The organism is Corynebacterium sp. LK2590 (assembly GCF_040946105.1).
GTDB lineage: Bacteria > Actinomycetota > Actinomycetes > Mycobacteriales > Mycobacteriaceae > Corynebacterium.
This window is the reverse complement of the sequence record NZ_JAYWMH010000001.1, coordinates 280,748-294,282: the sequence shown is the minus strand read 5'-3', so window position 1 is coordinate 294,282 and position 13,535 is coordinate 280,748. Positions and strand designations below refer to the sequence as shown.

The 13,535-nt window shown below is 65.5% G+C and carries 16 protein-coding genes; 6 read left to right on the top strand and 10 right to left on the bottom strand.

The window, feature by feature from the left end; genetic code table 11:
* Positions 1-65: 65 nt before the first annotated feature.
* Both VVR85_RS01355 and VVR85_RS01350 read left to right on the top strand, forming a co-directional pair.
* On the top strand, positions 66-1,421 hold the full coding sequence (locus VVR85_RS01355; RefSeq protein ID WP_368519173.1) for a DUF349 domain-containing protein: 1,356 nt from the start codon (positions 66-68) through the stop codon (positions 1,419-1,421).
* A 5-nt stretch (positions 1,422-1,426) separates the two neighbouring features.
* On the top strand, positions 1,427-2,617 hold the full coding sequence (locus VVR85_RS01350) for a GNAT family acetyltransferase (protein WP_368519172.1): 1,191 nt from the start codon (positions 1,427-1,429) through the stop codon (positions 2,615-2,617).
* Between the two features lie 9 nt (positions 2,618-2,626).
* Here VVR85_RS01350 and VVR85_RS01345 read toward each other — a convergent pair whose 3' ends face one another.
* From VVR85_RS01345 to VVR85_RS01325, 5 genes are all read right to left on the bottom strand, one after another.
* Positions 2,627-3,331, bottom strand: a complete 705-nt coding sequence (locus tag VVR85_RS01345; RefSeq protein ID WP_368519171.1) for a hypothetical protein — start codon at positions 3,329-3,331, stop codon at positions 2,627-2,629.
* 24 nt (positions 3,332-3,355) lie between these two features.
* Positions 3,356-4,876: a tRNA (N6-isopentenyl adenosine(37)-C2)-methylthiotransferase MiaB gene (gene miaB / locus VVR85_RS01340; protein ID WP_368519418.1), complete on the bottom strand. Its 1,521-nt coding sequence runs from the start codon at positions 4,874-4,876 to the stop codon at positions 3,356-3,358.
* 61 nt (positions 4,877-4,937) lie between these two features.
* Entirely contained in the window at positions 4,938-5,534 is a 597-nt protein-coding gene (recX, locus tag VVR85_RS01335; RefSeq protein ID WP_368519170.1) for a recombination regulator RecX, read from the bottom strand.
* Positions 5,535-5,538: 4 nt separating this feature from the next.
* Positions 5,539-6,687: a recombinase RecA gene (gene recA / locus VVR85_RS01330; protein ID WP_368519169.1), complete on the bottom strand. Its 1,149-nt coding sequence runs from the start codon at positions 6,685-6,687 to the stop codon at positions 5,539-5,541.
* A 237-nt stretch (positions 6,688-6,924) separates the two neighbouring features.
* Positions 6,925-7,140 (bottom strand): DUF3046 domain-containing protein, encoded by a 216-nt coding sequence (locus tag VVR85_RS01325; RefSeq protein WP_368519168.1) that lies wholly within the window; start codon positions 7,138-7,140, stop codon positions 6,925-6,927.
* A 174-nt stretch (positions 7,141-7,314) separates the two neighbouring features.
* Between VVR85_RS01325 and VVR85_RS01320 the strand changes: the two genes are divergently transcribed.
* Genes VVR85_RS01320 through VVR85_RS01310 form a run of 3 tightly spaced genes read left to right on the top strand, consistent with a single transcriptional unit; the run spans position 7,315 to position 9,218 of the window.
* Positions 7,315-7,902, top strand: a complete 588-nt coding sequence (locus VVR85_RS01320; protein WP_368519167.1) for a biotin transporter BioY — start codon at positions 7,315-7,317, stop codon at positions 7,900-7,902.
* Positions 7,889-8,581, top strand: a complete 693-nt coding sequence (locus VVR85_RS01315) for an energy-coupling factor ABC transporter ATP-binding protein (protein ID WP_368519166.1) — start codon at positions 7,889-7,891, stop codon at positions 8,579-8,581. Before VVR85_RS01320 ends, VVR85_RS01315 begins: the two co-directional genes overlap by 14 nt.
* Before the next feature lie 19 nt (positions 8,582-8,600).
* Positions 8,601-9,218, top strand: a complete 618-nt coding sequence (locus tag VVR85_RS01310) for an energy-coupling factor transporter transmembrane protein EcfT (RefSeq protein WP_368519165.1) — start codon at positions 8,601-8,603, stop codon at positions 9,216-9,218.
* Between the two features lie 97 nt (positions 9,219-9,315).
* Here the strand turns inward: VVR85_RS01310 and VVR85_RS01305 are convergent, their stop codons facing one another.
* The 4 genes from VVR85_RS01305 to pgsA all read right to left on the bottom strand — a co-directional run bounded on the left by VVR85_RS01305 (position 9,316) and on the right by pgsA (position 11,727).
* Positions 9,316-10,185, bottom strand: coding sequence for a PspA/IM30 family protein (locus VVR85_RS01305; RefSeq protein ID WP_368519164.1), 870 nt, complete (start codon positions 10,183-10,185; stop codon positions 9,316-9,318).
* 110 nt (positions 10,186-10,295) lie between these two features.
* Positions 10,296-10,637: a helix-turn-helix domain-containing protein gene (locus VVR85_RS01300; protein ID WP_070768471.1), complete on the bottom strand. Its 342-nt coding sequence runs from the start codon at positions 10,635-10,637 to the stop codon at positions 10,296-10,298.
* A 36-nt stretch (positions 10,638-10,673) separates the two neighbouring features.
* A complete protein-coding gene (locus VVR85_RS01295) occupies positions 10,674-11,189 on the bottom strand; it encodes a CinA family protein (protein ID WP_368519163.1) in 516 nt (171 codons plus the stop codon).
* Positions 11,182-11,727 (bottom strand): CDP-diacylglycerol--glycerol-3-phosphate 3-phosphatidyltransferase, encoded by a 546-nt coding sequence (pgsA, locus tag VVR85_RS01290; RefSeq protein ID WP_368519162.1) that lies wholly within the window; start codon positions 11,725-11,727, stop codon positions 11,182-11,184. Before pgsA ends, VVR85_RS01295 begins: the two co-directional genes overlap by 8 nt.
* A 254-nt stretch (positions 11,728-11,981) precedes the next feature.
* Here pgsA and VVR85_RS01285 point away from each other — a divergent pair, with 254 nt between their 5' ends.
* Positions 11,982-12,269, top strand: coding sequence for a YciI family protein (locus VVR85_RS01285; protein WP_368519161.1), 288 nt, complete (start codon positions 11,982-11,984; stop codon positions 12,267-12,269).
* A gap of 149 nt (positions 12,270-12,418) precedes the next feature.
* Here the strand turns inward: VVR85_RS01285 and VVR85_RS01280 are convergent, their stop codons facing one another.
* Entirely contained in the window at positions 12,419-13,534 is a 1,116-nt protein-coding gene (locus VVR85_RS01280) for a TerC family protein (RefSeq protein ID WP_368519160.1), read from the bottom strand.
* Between the last annotated feature and the right edge of the window lies 1 nt (position 13,535).

Here is a 13,535-nt window from a genome sequence, read left to right as displayed (position 1 = left end):
ATACTCCCGTTAAAGGCAGCCGTGTCGCGCGGCGGCGATTTTTGCACAAGGATGGTGTTTGACTCATGGCTCCTCAATCACAGGTACCGCACCCGGGCAACATGCCGAAGCCCGGCCCTCGGCCGCAGGCCCCGAAGCCGGGTCAAACCCCGCGGCCTGGGGCAAAGCCGGCCGCGCCGGTAGCACTGTCCCAGACGCCGAAGTCCGACCCGTCTAAGTGGGGCCGCGTGGCGGACGACGGCACCGTCTACGTCACCACCGGTGACGGCGAGCGCGCCGTAGGTTCCTGGCAGGCCGGCACGGCCGCCGAGGGCCTAGCCCACTTCGGCAAGCGCTACGACGACCTGGCCACCGAGGTCGAGCTGCTCGAGGCCCGCCTCCGGGCCAACCCGCAGGAGGCCGACTCCATCAAGGACACCGCCGCCACCCTGCGCGCGGATCTGGCCACCGCCGCCGTGGTTGGCGACCTAGACGCGCTGGACAAGCGCCTGGCCGCCATCATGGACCACTCCGCCGCCGCGCGCGAGAAGGCCCAGGCCGACAAGGCTGAGCGCCGCGCCGCGGCCATCGCGGCTAAGGAAAAGCTCGCGGCCGAGGCCGAGGAGATCGCGGAGAACTCCACCGAGTGGAAAGCCGCCGGCGATCGCATCCGCGCCATCCTGGACGAGTGGAAGACCATCAAGGGCATCGACCGCAAGACCGATGACCAGCTGTGGAAGCGCTACTCCCGCGCCCGCGACGCCTTCAACCGCCGCCGCGGCTCCCACTTCGCGGAGCTGGACCGCTCCCGCGCTGCCGCCCGGAAGAAGAAGGAAGAGCTGGTCGAGCGCGCCGAGGCGCTCCAGAACTCCACCGACTGGGGCCCGACCGCCCGCGCCTACCGCGACCTGATGCAAGAGTGGAAGGCCGCCGGCCGCGCCCCGCGCGAGGTCGACGATCGCCTCTGGGCGCAGTTCCGCGCCGCCCAGGACCACTTCTTCAACGCCCGCAACCAGGTCAACGCGGAGCGCGACAAGCAATTCGCCGCCAATGCCGCGGCCAAGGACGCGCTGCTGGCGGAGTACTCCCCGCAGATCGACCCGGCGGCCAACCTCAACACCGCCAAGGCCAAGCTTCGCGAGCTGCAGGAGAAGTGGGAGGAAGTAGGCTTCGTCCCGCGCAACCAGATCCGCGAGTACGAGGACAAGATCGCCGAGGTCGAAAAGCGCGTCTCCGACGCCGAGGAGTCCCAGTGGCGCCGCACCGACCCGGAGGCCCAGGCGCGCGTGGATCAGTTCCGCTCCCGGGCGCAGGACTTTAACCAGCAGGCGGATGCGGCCGCCGCCAAGGGCAACACGCAGAAGGAAAAGAAGCTGCGCGCCCAGGCCGAGCAGTGGGAGCAGTGGGCCCAGACCGCCGCCGCGGTGCTGGATGAGCAGTAAAACCCGTGCCTGATTTCTCCCACCTGCACCTCGCCCACCTCGCCGCTCCCCGCACCACCGATGGCCGCCCGGTTGCCCCGGGCCAGCCGGCGGTCTTCGCCGCGCCCAGCGACGCCATCCGGACGCTGAGCTTCCTGTCGAACCTGGCCGCCCAGGAGGCCACCGGGGATCCGGCGGCCTCCATGTCCGCGGAGCTGGCGCTGCACGCGCTGTGCGGCACCCCGGAGATGCTCACCGATCTTTTCGCGGTGGTCTCCGGGCCCGTGCCCGTGGGCGAGCTCTCCCCGCTCGGCTACCCGCTACTGGCCAGCACCGGTGAGATCCCGGAGCTGGATTACATGGGCTTTATCCAGCTCAGCCGCCCGCAGCTAGAGGACCTAGACAACGTCGAGCTCGACTGCGTTCTAGACGCGGGCTACCTCCCTCTGCCGGGCACCCCGCTGGAGCCGGAGGCCGCCGATCTCTTGGCCTGGATGCTGGATAACGGCTGCGAGCTCGCCCAGCGCCTGGGCCGTGTCCGGGTGCTCACCGGAATGATGCACGCGCCGGACGACGAAGTCCTGCCCGCCTCCCTCGCGGAGGTCTTCACCCGCAGTCGCTTTAGCCGCCGGCACGCCGAGACCCAACTGGTCACCCGCATAACGGAGGCGGGCGAACTACCCTCCGCGGACTCCCCGGGTCTCCCCGGCCTGCCGGACGGGTGGCAGTTCGCTGCCTTCCACAACTACGACCTGCCCGCCGATATCAAGCCCCAGGTCGTCGAGCTGCTCACGGTGGCCTCCCAGGACGCCGACTACGGGGAGATGACCGTCGAGCCGGTGGATTGGACTGCCGACCGGCTCAACGAGGCGCGCCGGCGCGTGCACGAGCGCCGGTCCGAGACCGTCCTCGTGGCGGCTATCGATGCCACCGGGGCCGCCCGCCGCGTGCGCAACCTCGTCGAATGCGGCCGCCACCACGGCGGGCACGCGGAGATCGCCGAATGGACGCTTATGGTCACCGACCGGGGTTGGCGCCGCCAGGGGCTGGCCACGGCGACCGCGAACGCCGCGCTAGTCATGGCCCGCGACTTCTGGCCGGAGCTCAACCGGGTCTACGGCTCCGCCGCGCTCAGCGACGTGGCCTCCCGGGCGCTGCACGCGCGCCTGGGCAGCCGGCCCATCGCCGTGACCACGGCCTGGCAGCGGGACCTCTAGGGCGCCTGCTTAGTTCGCGTTATTCCCGCAGTGATCGCGGCGGTAGCGGGCCGCGGCCTGCTGGCGGCGGTCATCGACCAGCAGCGGGTTGCTGTCCGGATCCACGGTGGCGCGGATGCGGTTCTGGACCTGCCCGACCTCGTCCATGGTCCCAGCGGCGGCGCGGGCGCGTTCCTGGGCCTCCTGCTGCTCCGGGCTGCGGCGCAGGGCGACCAGGCAGTAGGCGATAAACGTCAGGCCGCAGGCGACCACCCCGCACACGGCGCCGATGCCGACCCCGTACTCCTGGGTGCCGCGCACCCAGAACATGAACAGCGAGACCGCGAAGGCCACCGTCGCCATCATCCAGCCGGCCAGGCCGAATGCGGCCCGGCGGGTAAGCAGCGTCAGGGTGGTCAGCACGCCGACGCCCAGGGTCATCAGCACGGCGAAGACGTATTCCACGATGGAGATTTCCACCTCGCCGGACTGCCCGGTCAGCACTTGGAAACCGCGGGCCGGGCCCGCGTGCGGCAGCAGCAGGTAGGCCACGAACAGGGCCACGGCCACCCAGAGGGTGACGGTCTGGCCGCGCAGGTCCATCGTGCGCGCCGCCCGCTTTTCCGCCGCGGCGGCGGCCTGCTTCTCCTTGCTGTTTTCGATATAGAGCAGCGATTCCGGCTGCTCTACTTCCGAATTGGAGGATGGCGTTTCCGGGCGATTTGAATCAGTCACAGTCTTCGACCTTACTCGGTTTAGTTAGCAGCACCCGCCGTGAGCGGATGCCGGGGTTTCGGCGGGCCGGCCCACCGACGGCAGCCCCAGGCCGACGCCTACCGGCGCAGTGGTCGGGGTCTGGCCCGCAGCCGACATATCGCCGGCCTTGGTGCGGCGGTGGGAGCTCACCCCGGCGTCGGCCACCAGGAAGAAAGAGCCGGAATCCGTCACCGTGGTGTGCACGACGTCGCCGGGACGGATCTCGTCCCGGAGGTCGTTTCCGTCGCCGTCCACGGCCGCGAAGTGGACCAGGCGGCCGTCACGGGCCCGCCCGGACAGGCGGTGGGTCTGGTCGTTCTTGCGCCCGCCGGTGGCCTGCACGAGCAGTTCCACGTCGGTGCCGACCAGCTGGGCGTTTTCCTCGGCCTGGATGGAATCCTGCAGGGCCACCAGGCGCTCGAAGCGGTCCTGGACGACGTCCTTAGGGATCTGCTGTTCCATCTCCGCCGCCGGGGTGCCCGGCCGCGGGGAATACTGGAACGTGAACGCGGAGCTAAACCGCGCCTTACGCACCAGCTCCATGGTCTCCTGGAAGTCCTCCTCGGTCTCGCCCGGGAAGCCGACGATGATGTCGGTGGTAATCGCCGCGTGCGGGATCTTTTCGCGGACCTCATCCAGGATGCGGAGGAATTTCTTCGTGCGGTAGGACCGGCGCATGTCTTTGAGCACCTTGTCCGAGCCCGACTGCAGCGGCATGTGCAGCTGCGGGCAGACCGCCGGGGTCTCCGCCATGGCGTCGATGACGTCGGAGGTAAATTCCGCCGGGTGCGGGGAGGTAAAGCGCAGGCGCTCCAGGCCCTCGATCTGGCCCACCTGGCGCAGCAGCTTGGAAAACGCGTACTTGTCGCGCGGCAGGTCCGGGTCGGCGAAGTGGACGCCGTAGGCGTTGACGTTTTGGCCCAGCAGGGTCACCTCGGACACGCCCTGGTCGACCAGCGCCTGGACCTCGGCGAGGATGTCGCCAGGCCGGCGGTCCTCCTCCTTGCCGCGCAGCGAGGGCACGATGCAGAAGGTGCACGTGTTGTTGCAGCCGACGGAGATAGACACCCAGCCGGAGTAGGCGGACTCGCGCTTGGCGGGCAGCACCGAGGGGAAAGCCTCCAGCGCGTCGACGATCTCGATCTGCGCCTCGTCGTTGTGGCGGGCGCGCTCCAGCAGCGTCGGCAGCGCGAACATGTTGTGGGTACCGAAGACCGCGTCCACCCACGGCGCGTTGGTCAAGACGGTGTCCTTGTCCTTTTGCGCCAGGCACCCGCCCACGGCGATCTGCATGCCGGGGTGGTTCTCCTTCGTCTTCTTCAGCGAGCCCAGAGTGCCGTAGAGACGCTTGTCGGCGTTCTCGCGCACCGCGCAGGTGTTGAAGACGATGAGATCCGGCTCCGCCTCCTGCGGGGCGGCCACGTAACCGGCGTCCTCCAGGAGGCCGGAGATACGCTCCGAGTCGTGCACGTTCATCTGGCAGCCGAACGTGCGCACCTCGTAGGTGCGCGGGTTTTCAGTCATGGGGTTAGTCACGCCGGTTCATTTTAATGATCAACCAGGCCATTTCATAACCGCCCGGGGCCTAGGCTTCCAGCTCGGCCTCGCGCTCGGCCAGCGCCTTCTTGGCCAGATCCAGCGAGTCGGATTCCCGGAAGCCGCGGCGGGCTAGCACGCCCACAATGCGCCGCAGCGCCTTGTCCCGCTCGTGCCGATCCGCCGGCACGGCCTTCACCCCGCGGGCCTTCTTTTGCGCCAGCGACCAGGCCATGGCGCGCTCGTCGGCGGCGTCGATCTGCTCCAACGCCTCCTGGCGCTCCTCGGCGCCGACGCCCTTGCGTTGCAGCTCCTGATCCAGCACGCGGGCGGATTTCCCGCGGGCCTGGTGGCGCTGGCGCACCCACTCGCGGGCAAACGCGGCGTCATCGATAAGCCCCACCCGGGACAAATCGTCCAAGACGTCCCCGACCACGGCTGGGTCGAATTCCAGCTTCTCCAGGCGCTGGGCGAGCTCCTGCCGCGAGCGGGAGCGCTGGTCCAGCAGGCGCAAGGCGCGTTCGCGGACCTTGGACTTGGATTCCTCGGCCTCTTTGTCGAAGAGATCGCTCTCGCCGCTGCCGTGCGCGTAATCGTCCAAGGCGCGCTGCAGCCGCGCGATCTTGTCCGGCGATGGCTGCGGCATCTACCTAGTCCTGATCGTCGTCGTCAAAGTCGACGTTCGGCACCAGGCCCACCGACTCATCCGACAGGTCATCGTCGGCGCCCGGCACGTCCATGGCGACTTCCTCGTCCGCGTTGGCGGCGTCGGCGCCCACGCCCAGCTTCTTGAAGATCTTCTTCTCGATCTCGTTGGCCAGGTCCTGGTTTTCCTTGAGGAAGTTGCGGGCCTTTTCCTTACCCTGCCCCAGCTGGTCGCCTTCGTAGGTGAACCAGGAGCCAGACTTCTTGATGAAGCCGTGTTCGACGCCCAGGTCGATGATGGAGGACTCGCGGGAGATGCCCTCGCCGTACATGATGTCGAACTCCGCGATCTTGAACGGCGGGGAGACCTTGTTCTTCACGATCTTCATCTTGGTGCGGTTACCGATGGCGTCCTGGCCGTCCTTCAAGGTCTGGATGCGGCGGATGTCGCAGCGCACCGAGGCGTAGAACTTCAGGGCCTTACCACCGGTGGTCGTCTCCGGGGAGCCGAACATGACGCCGATCTTTTCGCGCAGCTGGTTAATAAAGATGGCGGTGGTGCCCGAGTTGTACAGGGCGCCGGTCATCTTACGCAGCGCCTGCGACATCAGGCGGGCCTGCAGGCCGACGTGGCTATCGCCCATCTCTCCCTCGATTTCCGCCTTCGGCGTCAGCGCGGCAACGGAGTCCACCACGATGATGTCGATGGCGCCGGAGCGAACCAGCATGTCCGCAATCTCGAGGGCCTGCTCACCGGTATCCGGCTGGGAGACCAGCAGGTTGTCCGTGTCCACGCCCAGCAGGCGGGCGTATTCCGGGTCGAGGGCGTGCTCGGCGTCGATAAAGGCGGCAATGCCCCCGCCCTTCTGGGCCTCCGCGATGGCGTGCAGGGCCACCGTGGTCTTACCGGAAGACTCCGGGCCGTAGATCTCAACCACGCGGCCGCGCGGGAAGCCGCCGATGCCCAGCGCGATGTCGATGGCGGTGTTGCCGGAGGAGATCGCCTGGATGGGCGGGCGGTTGTCATCGCCCAGGCGCATGACCGCGCCCTTGCCATAATCCTTTTCGATCATGGCCATCGCGGCATCTAGCGCCTTCTTGCGGTCATCCGCGCTATTTCCGGTGGCTTTAGCGGACTTCTTCTTAGCAGCCATGGTTCTAACTCACCTTTTCTTTAACAAGTCTTTTGGGGCTTGAGTACTTAGAGCACTTCGCGTTGATAACTCAGCGCACGGATAAACCCGCGGCCTTAACTTTTAGACTCCGCCGGCTAGCCGGTGGGTTCCCGCGCGCTGGCGTTTACACCGTAAAAGCTAATACCACCGACGGACACCGACCCCATAGTACACGCACGCCTGTTCGAATTTCGAATGCGGCACGCCGACTACGAATCATTTGGTCGGATAGTCCACGCCCAGTCGGCGCTCTTCCGGGACACTAAAGTCGTCGCACAACCCGTCCCAGACTTTGCCCGGATCGACGCCGCGTTCGATAAGCGCGTCCGCGGTATCCCCGAACTCGGCCAGGACATGCGAATGGGAAATCCAGGCGGCCTTTTCTGCCCCGAATTCGTCCGTAATAAGCTGGGTGTACTCCGTCAAACGCATGCCCGCCATCCTACCGCGTTATATCTGCGGTCAACCAACCCGGCGGGCGGAGAGAAAAACGTTTGACTCCCTCACTATATGGGGGTAAAGCGGGGGTGCTCCTGTCCTGCATGAACACTGTTCAAAAGTGGTCGTTTCCTGCAGATTGTCTGTTCACTGCTAGGGTTTTCGGGCATGAAGAAGAATACTCTGGCCTCCGGTCTGGCCTACGTGGCGGTCTTTACCGCCCTCGTCATTGTCCTCGCCTTTGTCTCCATCCCCGTCGGCACCGCCGGCGTCCCGATCGTTTTGCAAAACGCCGCCATCATCCTGGCCGGGCTCGTCCTAGGCGGCAAGCGCGGCCTGGCCGTCGGCCTGCTCTTCCTCTTCCTGGGGCTGGCCCTGCCGGTACTGGCCGGCGGCGGCACCACCCTGCGCGCGCTGGCCGGCCCGACCGTGGGCTACATCATCGGCTACGTGATCTCCCCGTGGGTTGCCGGTTCCATCGCCTACCGCGCCCCGCGCGCCAAGGGCGCCCGCATCGGTATCTTCATCCTGGCCGGTGTCGTGGCCCTGCTCATCCAGTACGTTTGCGGCGCGATCGGCCTGATGGTCCGCTCCGGCCTCTCGCTGACCGAGGCCACCGTGGCCCAGTTCGCCTTCGTCCCCGTGGACTCCCTGAAGCTCGTCGTCGCCATCATCATCGCGTACGGCGTGCACGCCGCCTTCCCGGATCTCATGGGCGCTACCAAGCGACGAGCTGACCGCCGTGCCAACAATTAAGTTCGACCACGTCGGCGTTACCTACGACGAGACCGAGGTCTTGCGCGATATTTGCCTGGAGCTTACCGAGCACCGCATCGGCATCATCGGCGCGAACGGCAGCGGCAAGTCCACCCTGACCCGTCTTATCAACGGCCTGGGCGAGCCCACCACCGGGACGGTGACGGTCGACGGACTCAACGTCGAAGAAAACGGCAAAGAGCTGCGCAAGAAGATCGGTTTCGTCTTCTCCGATGCCGAGAACCAGATCGTCATGCCGCAGGTGCGCGACGACGTCGCCTTCTCCCTGCGCCGCTTCAAGCTGTCGAAGGAGGAGCGCAACCGCCGCGTCGACGCCGCCCTGGAGCGTTTCGGGCTGACGGACCTAGCGGAGCAGTCCCCGCACACCCTGTCCGGCGGGCAGAAGCAGATGCTGGCGCTCGCAGCCGTACTCGTCATCGACCCCACGCTGATCCTCGCCGACGAGCCCACTACCCTGCTGGACCTGCGCAACCGCGACCGTATCCGGCGCGAGTTCGCCAGCCTGGAGCAGCAGCTCATCGTCGTCACGCACGACCTGGACTTCCTCACCGACTTCGACCGGGTTATCTGCATCGACGAGCACCAGGTCGCCGCCGACGGCCCGCCGGCGGAGGTATTGAGCTTCTACCGCGACCTCATGGCAGCCCGCCCGCTCTAAGGCAAAGGAGTCAACGCTCGTGCGGCGCAAAAACATACCGCTGAATGTCTACGTCGATAAAGACACCATCGTCCACCGGCCCTCCCCCTCGGTGAAGCTGGCTATCATCATCGTCTTTATCTTGGTTACCAGCATCTTCATCAAGACCATCCCGTGGGCCCTAGCCGCGGTGGTAGTAGGTGCTATCCCCTATGCCCTGGCCCAGGTCCCGCCGTCCATTATCGCCAGCCAGCTCACCCCGCCGTTGTTTATCCTCGTGCCGCTGGCGGCCTTCCAATGGTGGTCCCGCGACTTCGAGTACGCGGCAGTGATGTTCTTGACAATCTTCGCGGCCATGGAGGTCGCCTTCCTGCTCACGCTCACCTCGACGGTGGACGAGATCATGGAGTCGATGGAGCGGACCCTGGCTCCCCTGGCGCGTTTCGGCCTGCCCGTGGAGACCATCAGCTTGGCGATGTCCTTGACCATCCGGCTCATCCCGCTGATGTTCGAGACCGTCGGCGAGGTCTTGGACGCCCGCAAGGCCCGCGGGGCGAACATGTCCGTGATGGCCTTCGCCACCCCGGTCGTCATTCGCTCTATCCGCCGCGCCCAAGCCATGGGCGAGGCGCTGGCCGCCCGCGGCGTCGGCGATTAGTCCGCAACGCACCAAGCCCCCAGCTTCCCTCTTCGGGATGGCTGGGGGCTTGTCTTTGTCAGCGAGCGCTGACGCTAAGCAAAGTAGCTAGTGCGGGTTATTCGCCGCGCAGCTCGCGCAGGCGGGCCTCCACGGCGTCGTTGCTGACCTCCGGCTGGGCTGCCTTGTCGGCCGCCGACTGGGCGTTGCCGCCGGTGCTCTGGCCGGACTCAAGCTGCTGCTTCTTCTGGCCCGACTCGACCGGCTTGGAGTCGTTCATCTCCGCGCGGATCTGCTCCAGGCGGGAGTGTCCGGCCAGCTGCACGCCGGCCTGTTGGACCTCCTGCATGCGGGACTCGACGGAGTTCTCGGCCAGCTCGGCCTGCCCCAGAGCCTTGGAGTAGCGGCGCTCGATCTTGTCACGGACGGCGTCCAGCGACGGGGTCGAGCCGTTGGACAGCTCGTTCATGCTGCTCAGCGACTCGGAGACCTTCTCCTGCATCTTGGCCTGCTCCAGCTGGCTCAGCAGCTTGGAGCGCTCCGCCACCTTCTCGCGCAGCGCCATAGCGTTGCGCTCAACGGCCTTCTTAGCCTGGTCTGCCTGCTGCAGGGCCTGGTCGTGCAGCTTCTTGGTGTCCTCGACGGACTGCTCCGCGGTCACCAGCTGCGCGGCGAAGGCCTCGGCGGCGTTTTCGTACTCGACCGCCTTGGTCTCGTCACCGTCGGCGCGGGCCTTGTCGGCCAGCTGCAGGGCCTGCTTGGTGTTGCCCTGCAGCTTCTCGATCTCGCCTAGGCGGCGGTTCAGCTGCATTTCCAACTGGCGCTGGTTACCGATGACGGCCGCGGCCTGCTGGGACAGTTCCTGGTGCTGGCGCTGAGCGTCCTCGATGGCCTGCTCGATCTGGACCTTCGGATCGGCGTTTTCCTCAATCTTGGAGTCAAACAAAGCCATCAGGTACTTCCAGAGTTTGGAAAATGGGTTAGCCATGAGCCAAGGGCCTCTTTTCTTTAAACATATCGATTGCTCAGTAGTGCTTCGACCCACCATCGTAGCGAAAATAGCGGGCACACGCTGCCAATAGGCGGCGTTAAGGGGAGCTAAAGCTCGGAGGCAGCCGGGGCGGTCTGCGCCAGTTCTTCATCTACCGATGGCAGCGCCATGTAGCCGGCGGCCTCGATGAGTACATCGGCCACCGACACGTCGAGGGCGCCGCAAACCGCCGCGAGCATCTCGGAGGAAACTTCTTTGCGGCCACGCTCGAGCTCGGACAGATAGCCCGGGGAGACGTGGGCGACCGCAGCGAGCTCGCGCAGAGTCACGGACTTGTCCGCGCGGAAAGCACGCAGGCTCAAGCCCAGGGCCTCTCGCAGCAACGGCTCGTTTAACGGCGCGGCATGGGAGCGGGTGGGGGTATCCAGCAGTGCGGTAGTAGTGTTCATCACTAGTTCCAACGGCTCATCAACGTACTTTGTTCCCTATCGGCGGGGAAAATTTCGAATCTTTTCGACCGCTCTGGTCAGCGTCTGGCTCACGGCCGCGGTCCGGATCTCGTCCCGGGTACCCGCAAGGCCAGCAGGACCACCCACCTGCCAGGAATGCTGGGAGCCATCCGGGGCAGCAAGACCCGCCCAGACCTCGCCGACCGAGTGCCCGTCCTGCGGGTCGGGCCCGGCCACTCCGGTCAAGGCCAGACCCCAGTCGGCGCCGCACCGCGCCCGCGCTCCCGCGGCCATCGCCTCCGCCACTGGAGCGGAGATAACCGTGTTTTCTTCGATGAGCGCGGGGTCCACCCCGGCCAGCGTGGTTTTCAGCTCCGTGGCGTAGGTGACCAGTCCCCCGCGCAGCACCGCCGATGCCCCGGGCACCGTGGCGAGCGTGGCCGCGCCCAGGCCCGCGGTCAGGGACTCGCACCAGGCGACGGTCTCGCCGCGTTCCTTCAGCGCGGTCACCGTCTCGCGGGCGGCGGGGTTCGGACCAGCAGGATTAGGCATTGTGCTTCCGGGCATCCGCCAGGTACTGCACGCCCGTAACAACCGTGACGGCCATGGCTAGGAGCATGACGGTCAGCGTCGGGATATTCATCCAGTCGGGCAGCGGGCACAGATACATGGCTACGGCTAGCGACTGCAGAACGGTCTTGAGCTTGCCGCCCTTGGAGGCTGGAACCACCAGACCGCGTCGCAGCATGACCATGCGCCAGATCGTGATGCCAAATTCGCGCACCAGGATGACCACGGTGATCCACCACGGCAGGACCCCGATGATATTCAGGCAGACCAGCGCCGTGGTCATCAGCGCCTTGTCCGCAATCGGATCGGCAATCTTGCCGAAATCCGTGATGAGTCCCTTAGCCCGGGCGATGTCGCCGTCGAGCTTGTCCGTAATCATCAGCAGGACGAAGACGGCAAACGCCCACCACTGGTGTTCAGCCAACACGAGCCAGGCAAAGACCGGAATGAAAAGGATCCGCAGGCTAGTCAGGATGTTGGGCAGGTTCCAATTGGAGGGCTTCTCCCCGCCACGCTTCAAGCCCCCGCCGCCGCTGTGCGCTGGGCCGGGGTTGGATGACCTAGTTCCTGGTTGACTCACGCCTACAATCTTACCTGCTTTAGATCGTTTCCTATTGGCCACGGCCCAAACGGGGTCCCACCGGGCAATCAACGGGGCGGGCTACGCCAAACCGCCGCGAGTTGTGGGAGTAAATCTCGTCCACGATAGACCAGGACAGAATTAGTCCCGCAAGAAAACCGCCGGGGCGGGCGCGGAAAAACTAGGATGAGAGCATGAAGTATTTCGCCACCTTTTACGACTACGCCCCCACCAACCCGCTGGTGTCGGAGCAGCGCCCCGCCCACCGCGAATTCATCAACAGCCTGCACGAGAAGGGCCTCATTGTCGGCTCCGGCCCCCACCCGGATTCAGCCGGCGGAGCGCTCATCATCCTGCAGCTAGACGACGACGCCCAGGTCGCCGACGCCATCAAGATCATGGACGACGACCCGTTCCACACCTCGGGCGTGGTCACCCGCCGCAGCTTCCGCGAGTGGAACCCCGTCACCAAGATTTTCTAGCCTGCGCCTTCTCTTATTCCGGCGCCGCAGCGACAAAAGCCCGACCTAATTCCCCCATCAACTGTGTAAATATTGGCTTTCAAAAGATCGCGCTCGGGACGGTCGGGTGTGAGGCGGTGCGTTAGCGCACCGCCCCATCAAGTTCGGTTTTAAGGCAACTCGGAGCTGGCGACCTCGTCGGCCTTGCCGATGAGGTGGCCGCGCTTGTCGCGGACGATCTTGTTGCCTTCCTCGTCCCAGTCGTAGTGGTTGTGGGAGACCTTGATGCCGCCTTGGGCTTCGTCGCGCTTGTTCTTCCAGATGGACGCCAACACCGTGATGACGAGGACCCCCACGATGATGATCAGCGACCAGATGGTGGAGACCTCCGGCACCGGGACGTCGTCGCCGCCGTTGATGAACGGCAGGTTGTTCTCGTGCAGGGCATGCAGCAGCAGCTTCACGCCGATGAAGCCCAGGATGATGCCCAGGCCGTACGGCAGGTACACCAGGCGGTCCAGCAGGCCGTCGAGCAGGAAGTACATCTGGCGCAGGCCCATCAGGGAGAAGGCATTGGTGGTAAAGACCAAGAACGCTTCCGAGGTGATGCCGTAGATAGCCGGGATGGAGTCGAAGGCGAACATGATGTCAATCAGGCCGATGGCCACCAGCGCCACGAACAGCGGGGTCAGCGCCAGCTTGCCATTCTTGGGGCCGGATTCCTCGCGGTGGATGAGCTTGTCGCCGTGGTAACGCGGGGTGACGTGGATGGCCTTGCGGATCATCTTGATGACCGCCATGTCGTTCGGGTCGGTCTCCGGGGCGTCGCGAACCTCATCCACGATCAGCTTGATGGCCGTGTAGAGCAGGAAGATGGCGAACAGGTAGAACACGTCCGACCAGGCGGCGATGACCGCGGCGCCCAGCAAGATGAAGATCAGGCGGAAGATGAGCGCCAGCACGATGCCGATGAGCAGCACCTTCTGCTGGTATTTGCGCGGGATCTTGAACGCGCCCATAATCAGGGCGAAGACGAAGAGGTTGTCGACCGACAGCGCCTTCTCCGTCACGTAACCGGTGTAGTACTGCACGGCGTGCTCGTGGTCCCACAGGACCCAGATGACCACGCCGAACAACAGTGCCAAACCGACATAGAAGGCGGTCCACAGACCGGATTCTTTCAGGGTGGGCTCGTGCGGAGTACGCACGTGCGAGTAGAAATCAAAGACGAAAAATCCGAGAATGACTGCGCCAGTTAGCAGCCAAATCCATACGGGTACACTCATG

Coding starts and splice junctions, on each gene's coding strand:
- VVR85_RS01280 (WP_368519160.1), bottom strand. CDS start 13,534: ATGAGTGTACCCGTATGGATTTGGCTGCTAACTGGCGCAGTCATTCTC.
- VVR85_RS01305 (WP_368519164.1), bottom strand. CDS start 10,185: ATGGCTAACCCATTTTCCAAACTCTGGAAGTACCTGATGGCTTTGTTT.
- VVR85_RS01320 (WP_368519167.1), top strand. CDS start 7,315: ATGAAGAAGAATACTCTGGCCTCCGGTCTGGCCTACGTGGCGGTCTTT.
- miaB (WP_368519418.1), bottom strand. CDS start 4,876: ATGACTGAAAACCCGCGCACCTACGAGGTGCGCACGTTCGGCTGCCAG.
- VVR85_RS01300 (WP_070768471.1), bottom strand. CDS start 10,637: ATGAACACTACTACCGCACTGCTGGATACCCCCACCCGCTCCCATGCC.
- VVR85_RS01325 (WP_368519168.1), bottom strand. CDS start 7,140: ATGCGTTTGACGGAGTACACCCAGCTTATTACGGACGAATTCGGGGCA.
- recA (WP_368519169.1), bottom strand. CDS start 6,687: ATGGCTGCTAAGAAGAAGTCCGCTAAAGCCACCGGAAATAGCGCGGAT.
- VVR85_RS01295 (WP_368519163.1), bottom strand. CDS start 11,189: ATGCCTAATCCTGCTGGTCCGAACCCCGCCGCCCGCGAGACGGTGACC.
- recX (WP_368519170.1), bottom strand. CDS start 5,534: ATGCCGCAGCCATCGCCGGACAAGATCGCGCGGCTGCAGCGCGCCTTG.
- VVR85_RS01355 (WP_368519173.1), top strand. CDS start 66: ATGGCTCCTCAATCACAGGTACCGCACCCGGGCAACATGCCGAAGCCC.
- VVR85_RS01285 (WP_368519161.1), top strand. CDS start 11,982: ATGAAGTATTTCGCCACCTTTTACGACTACGCCCCCACCAACCCGCTG.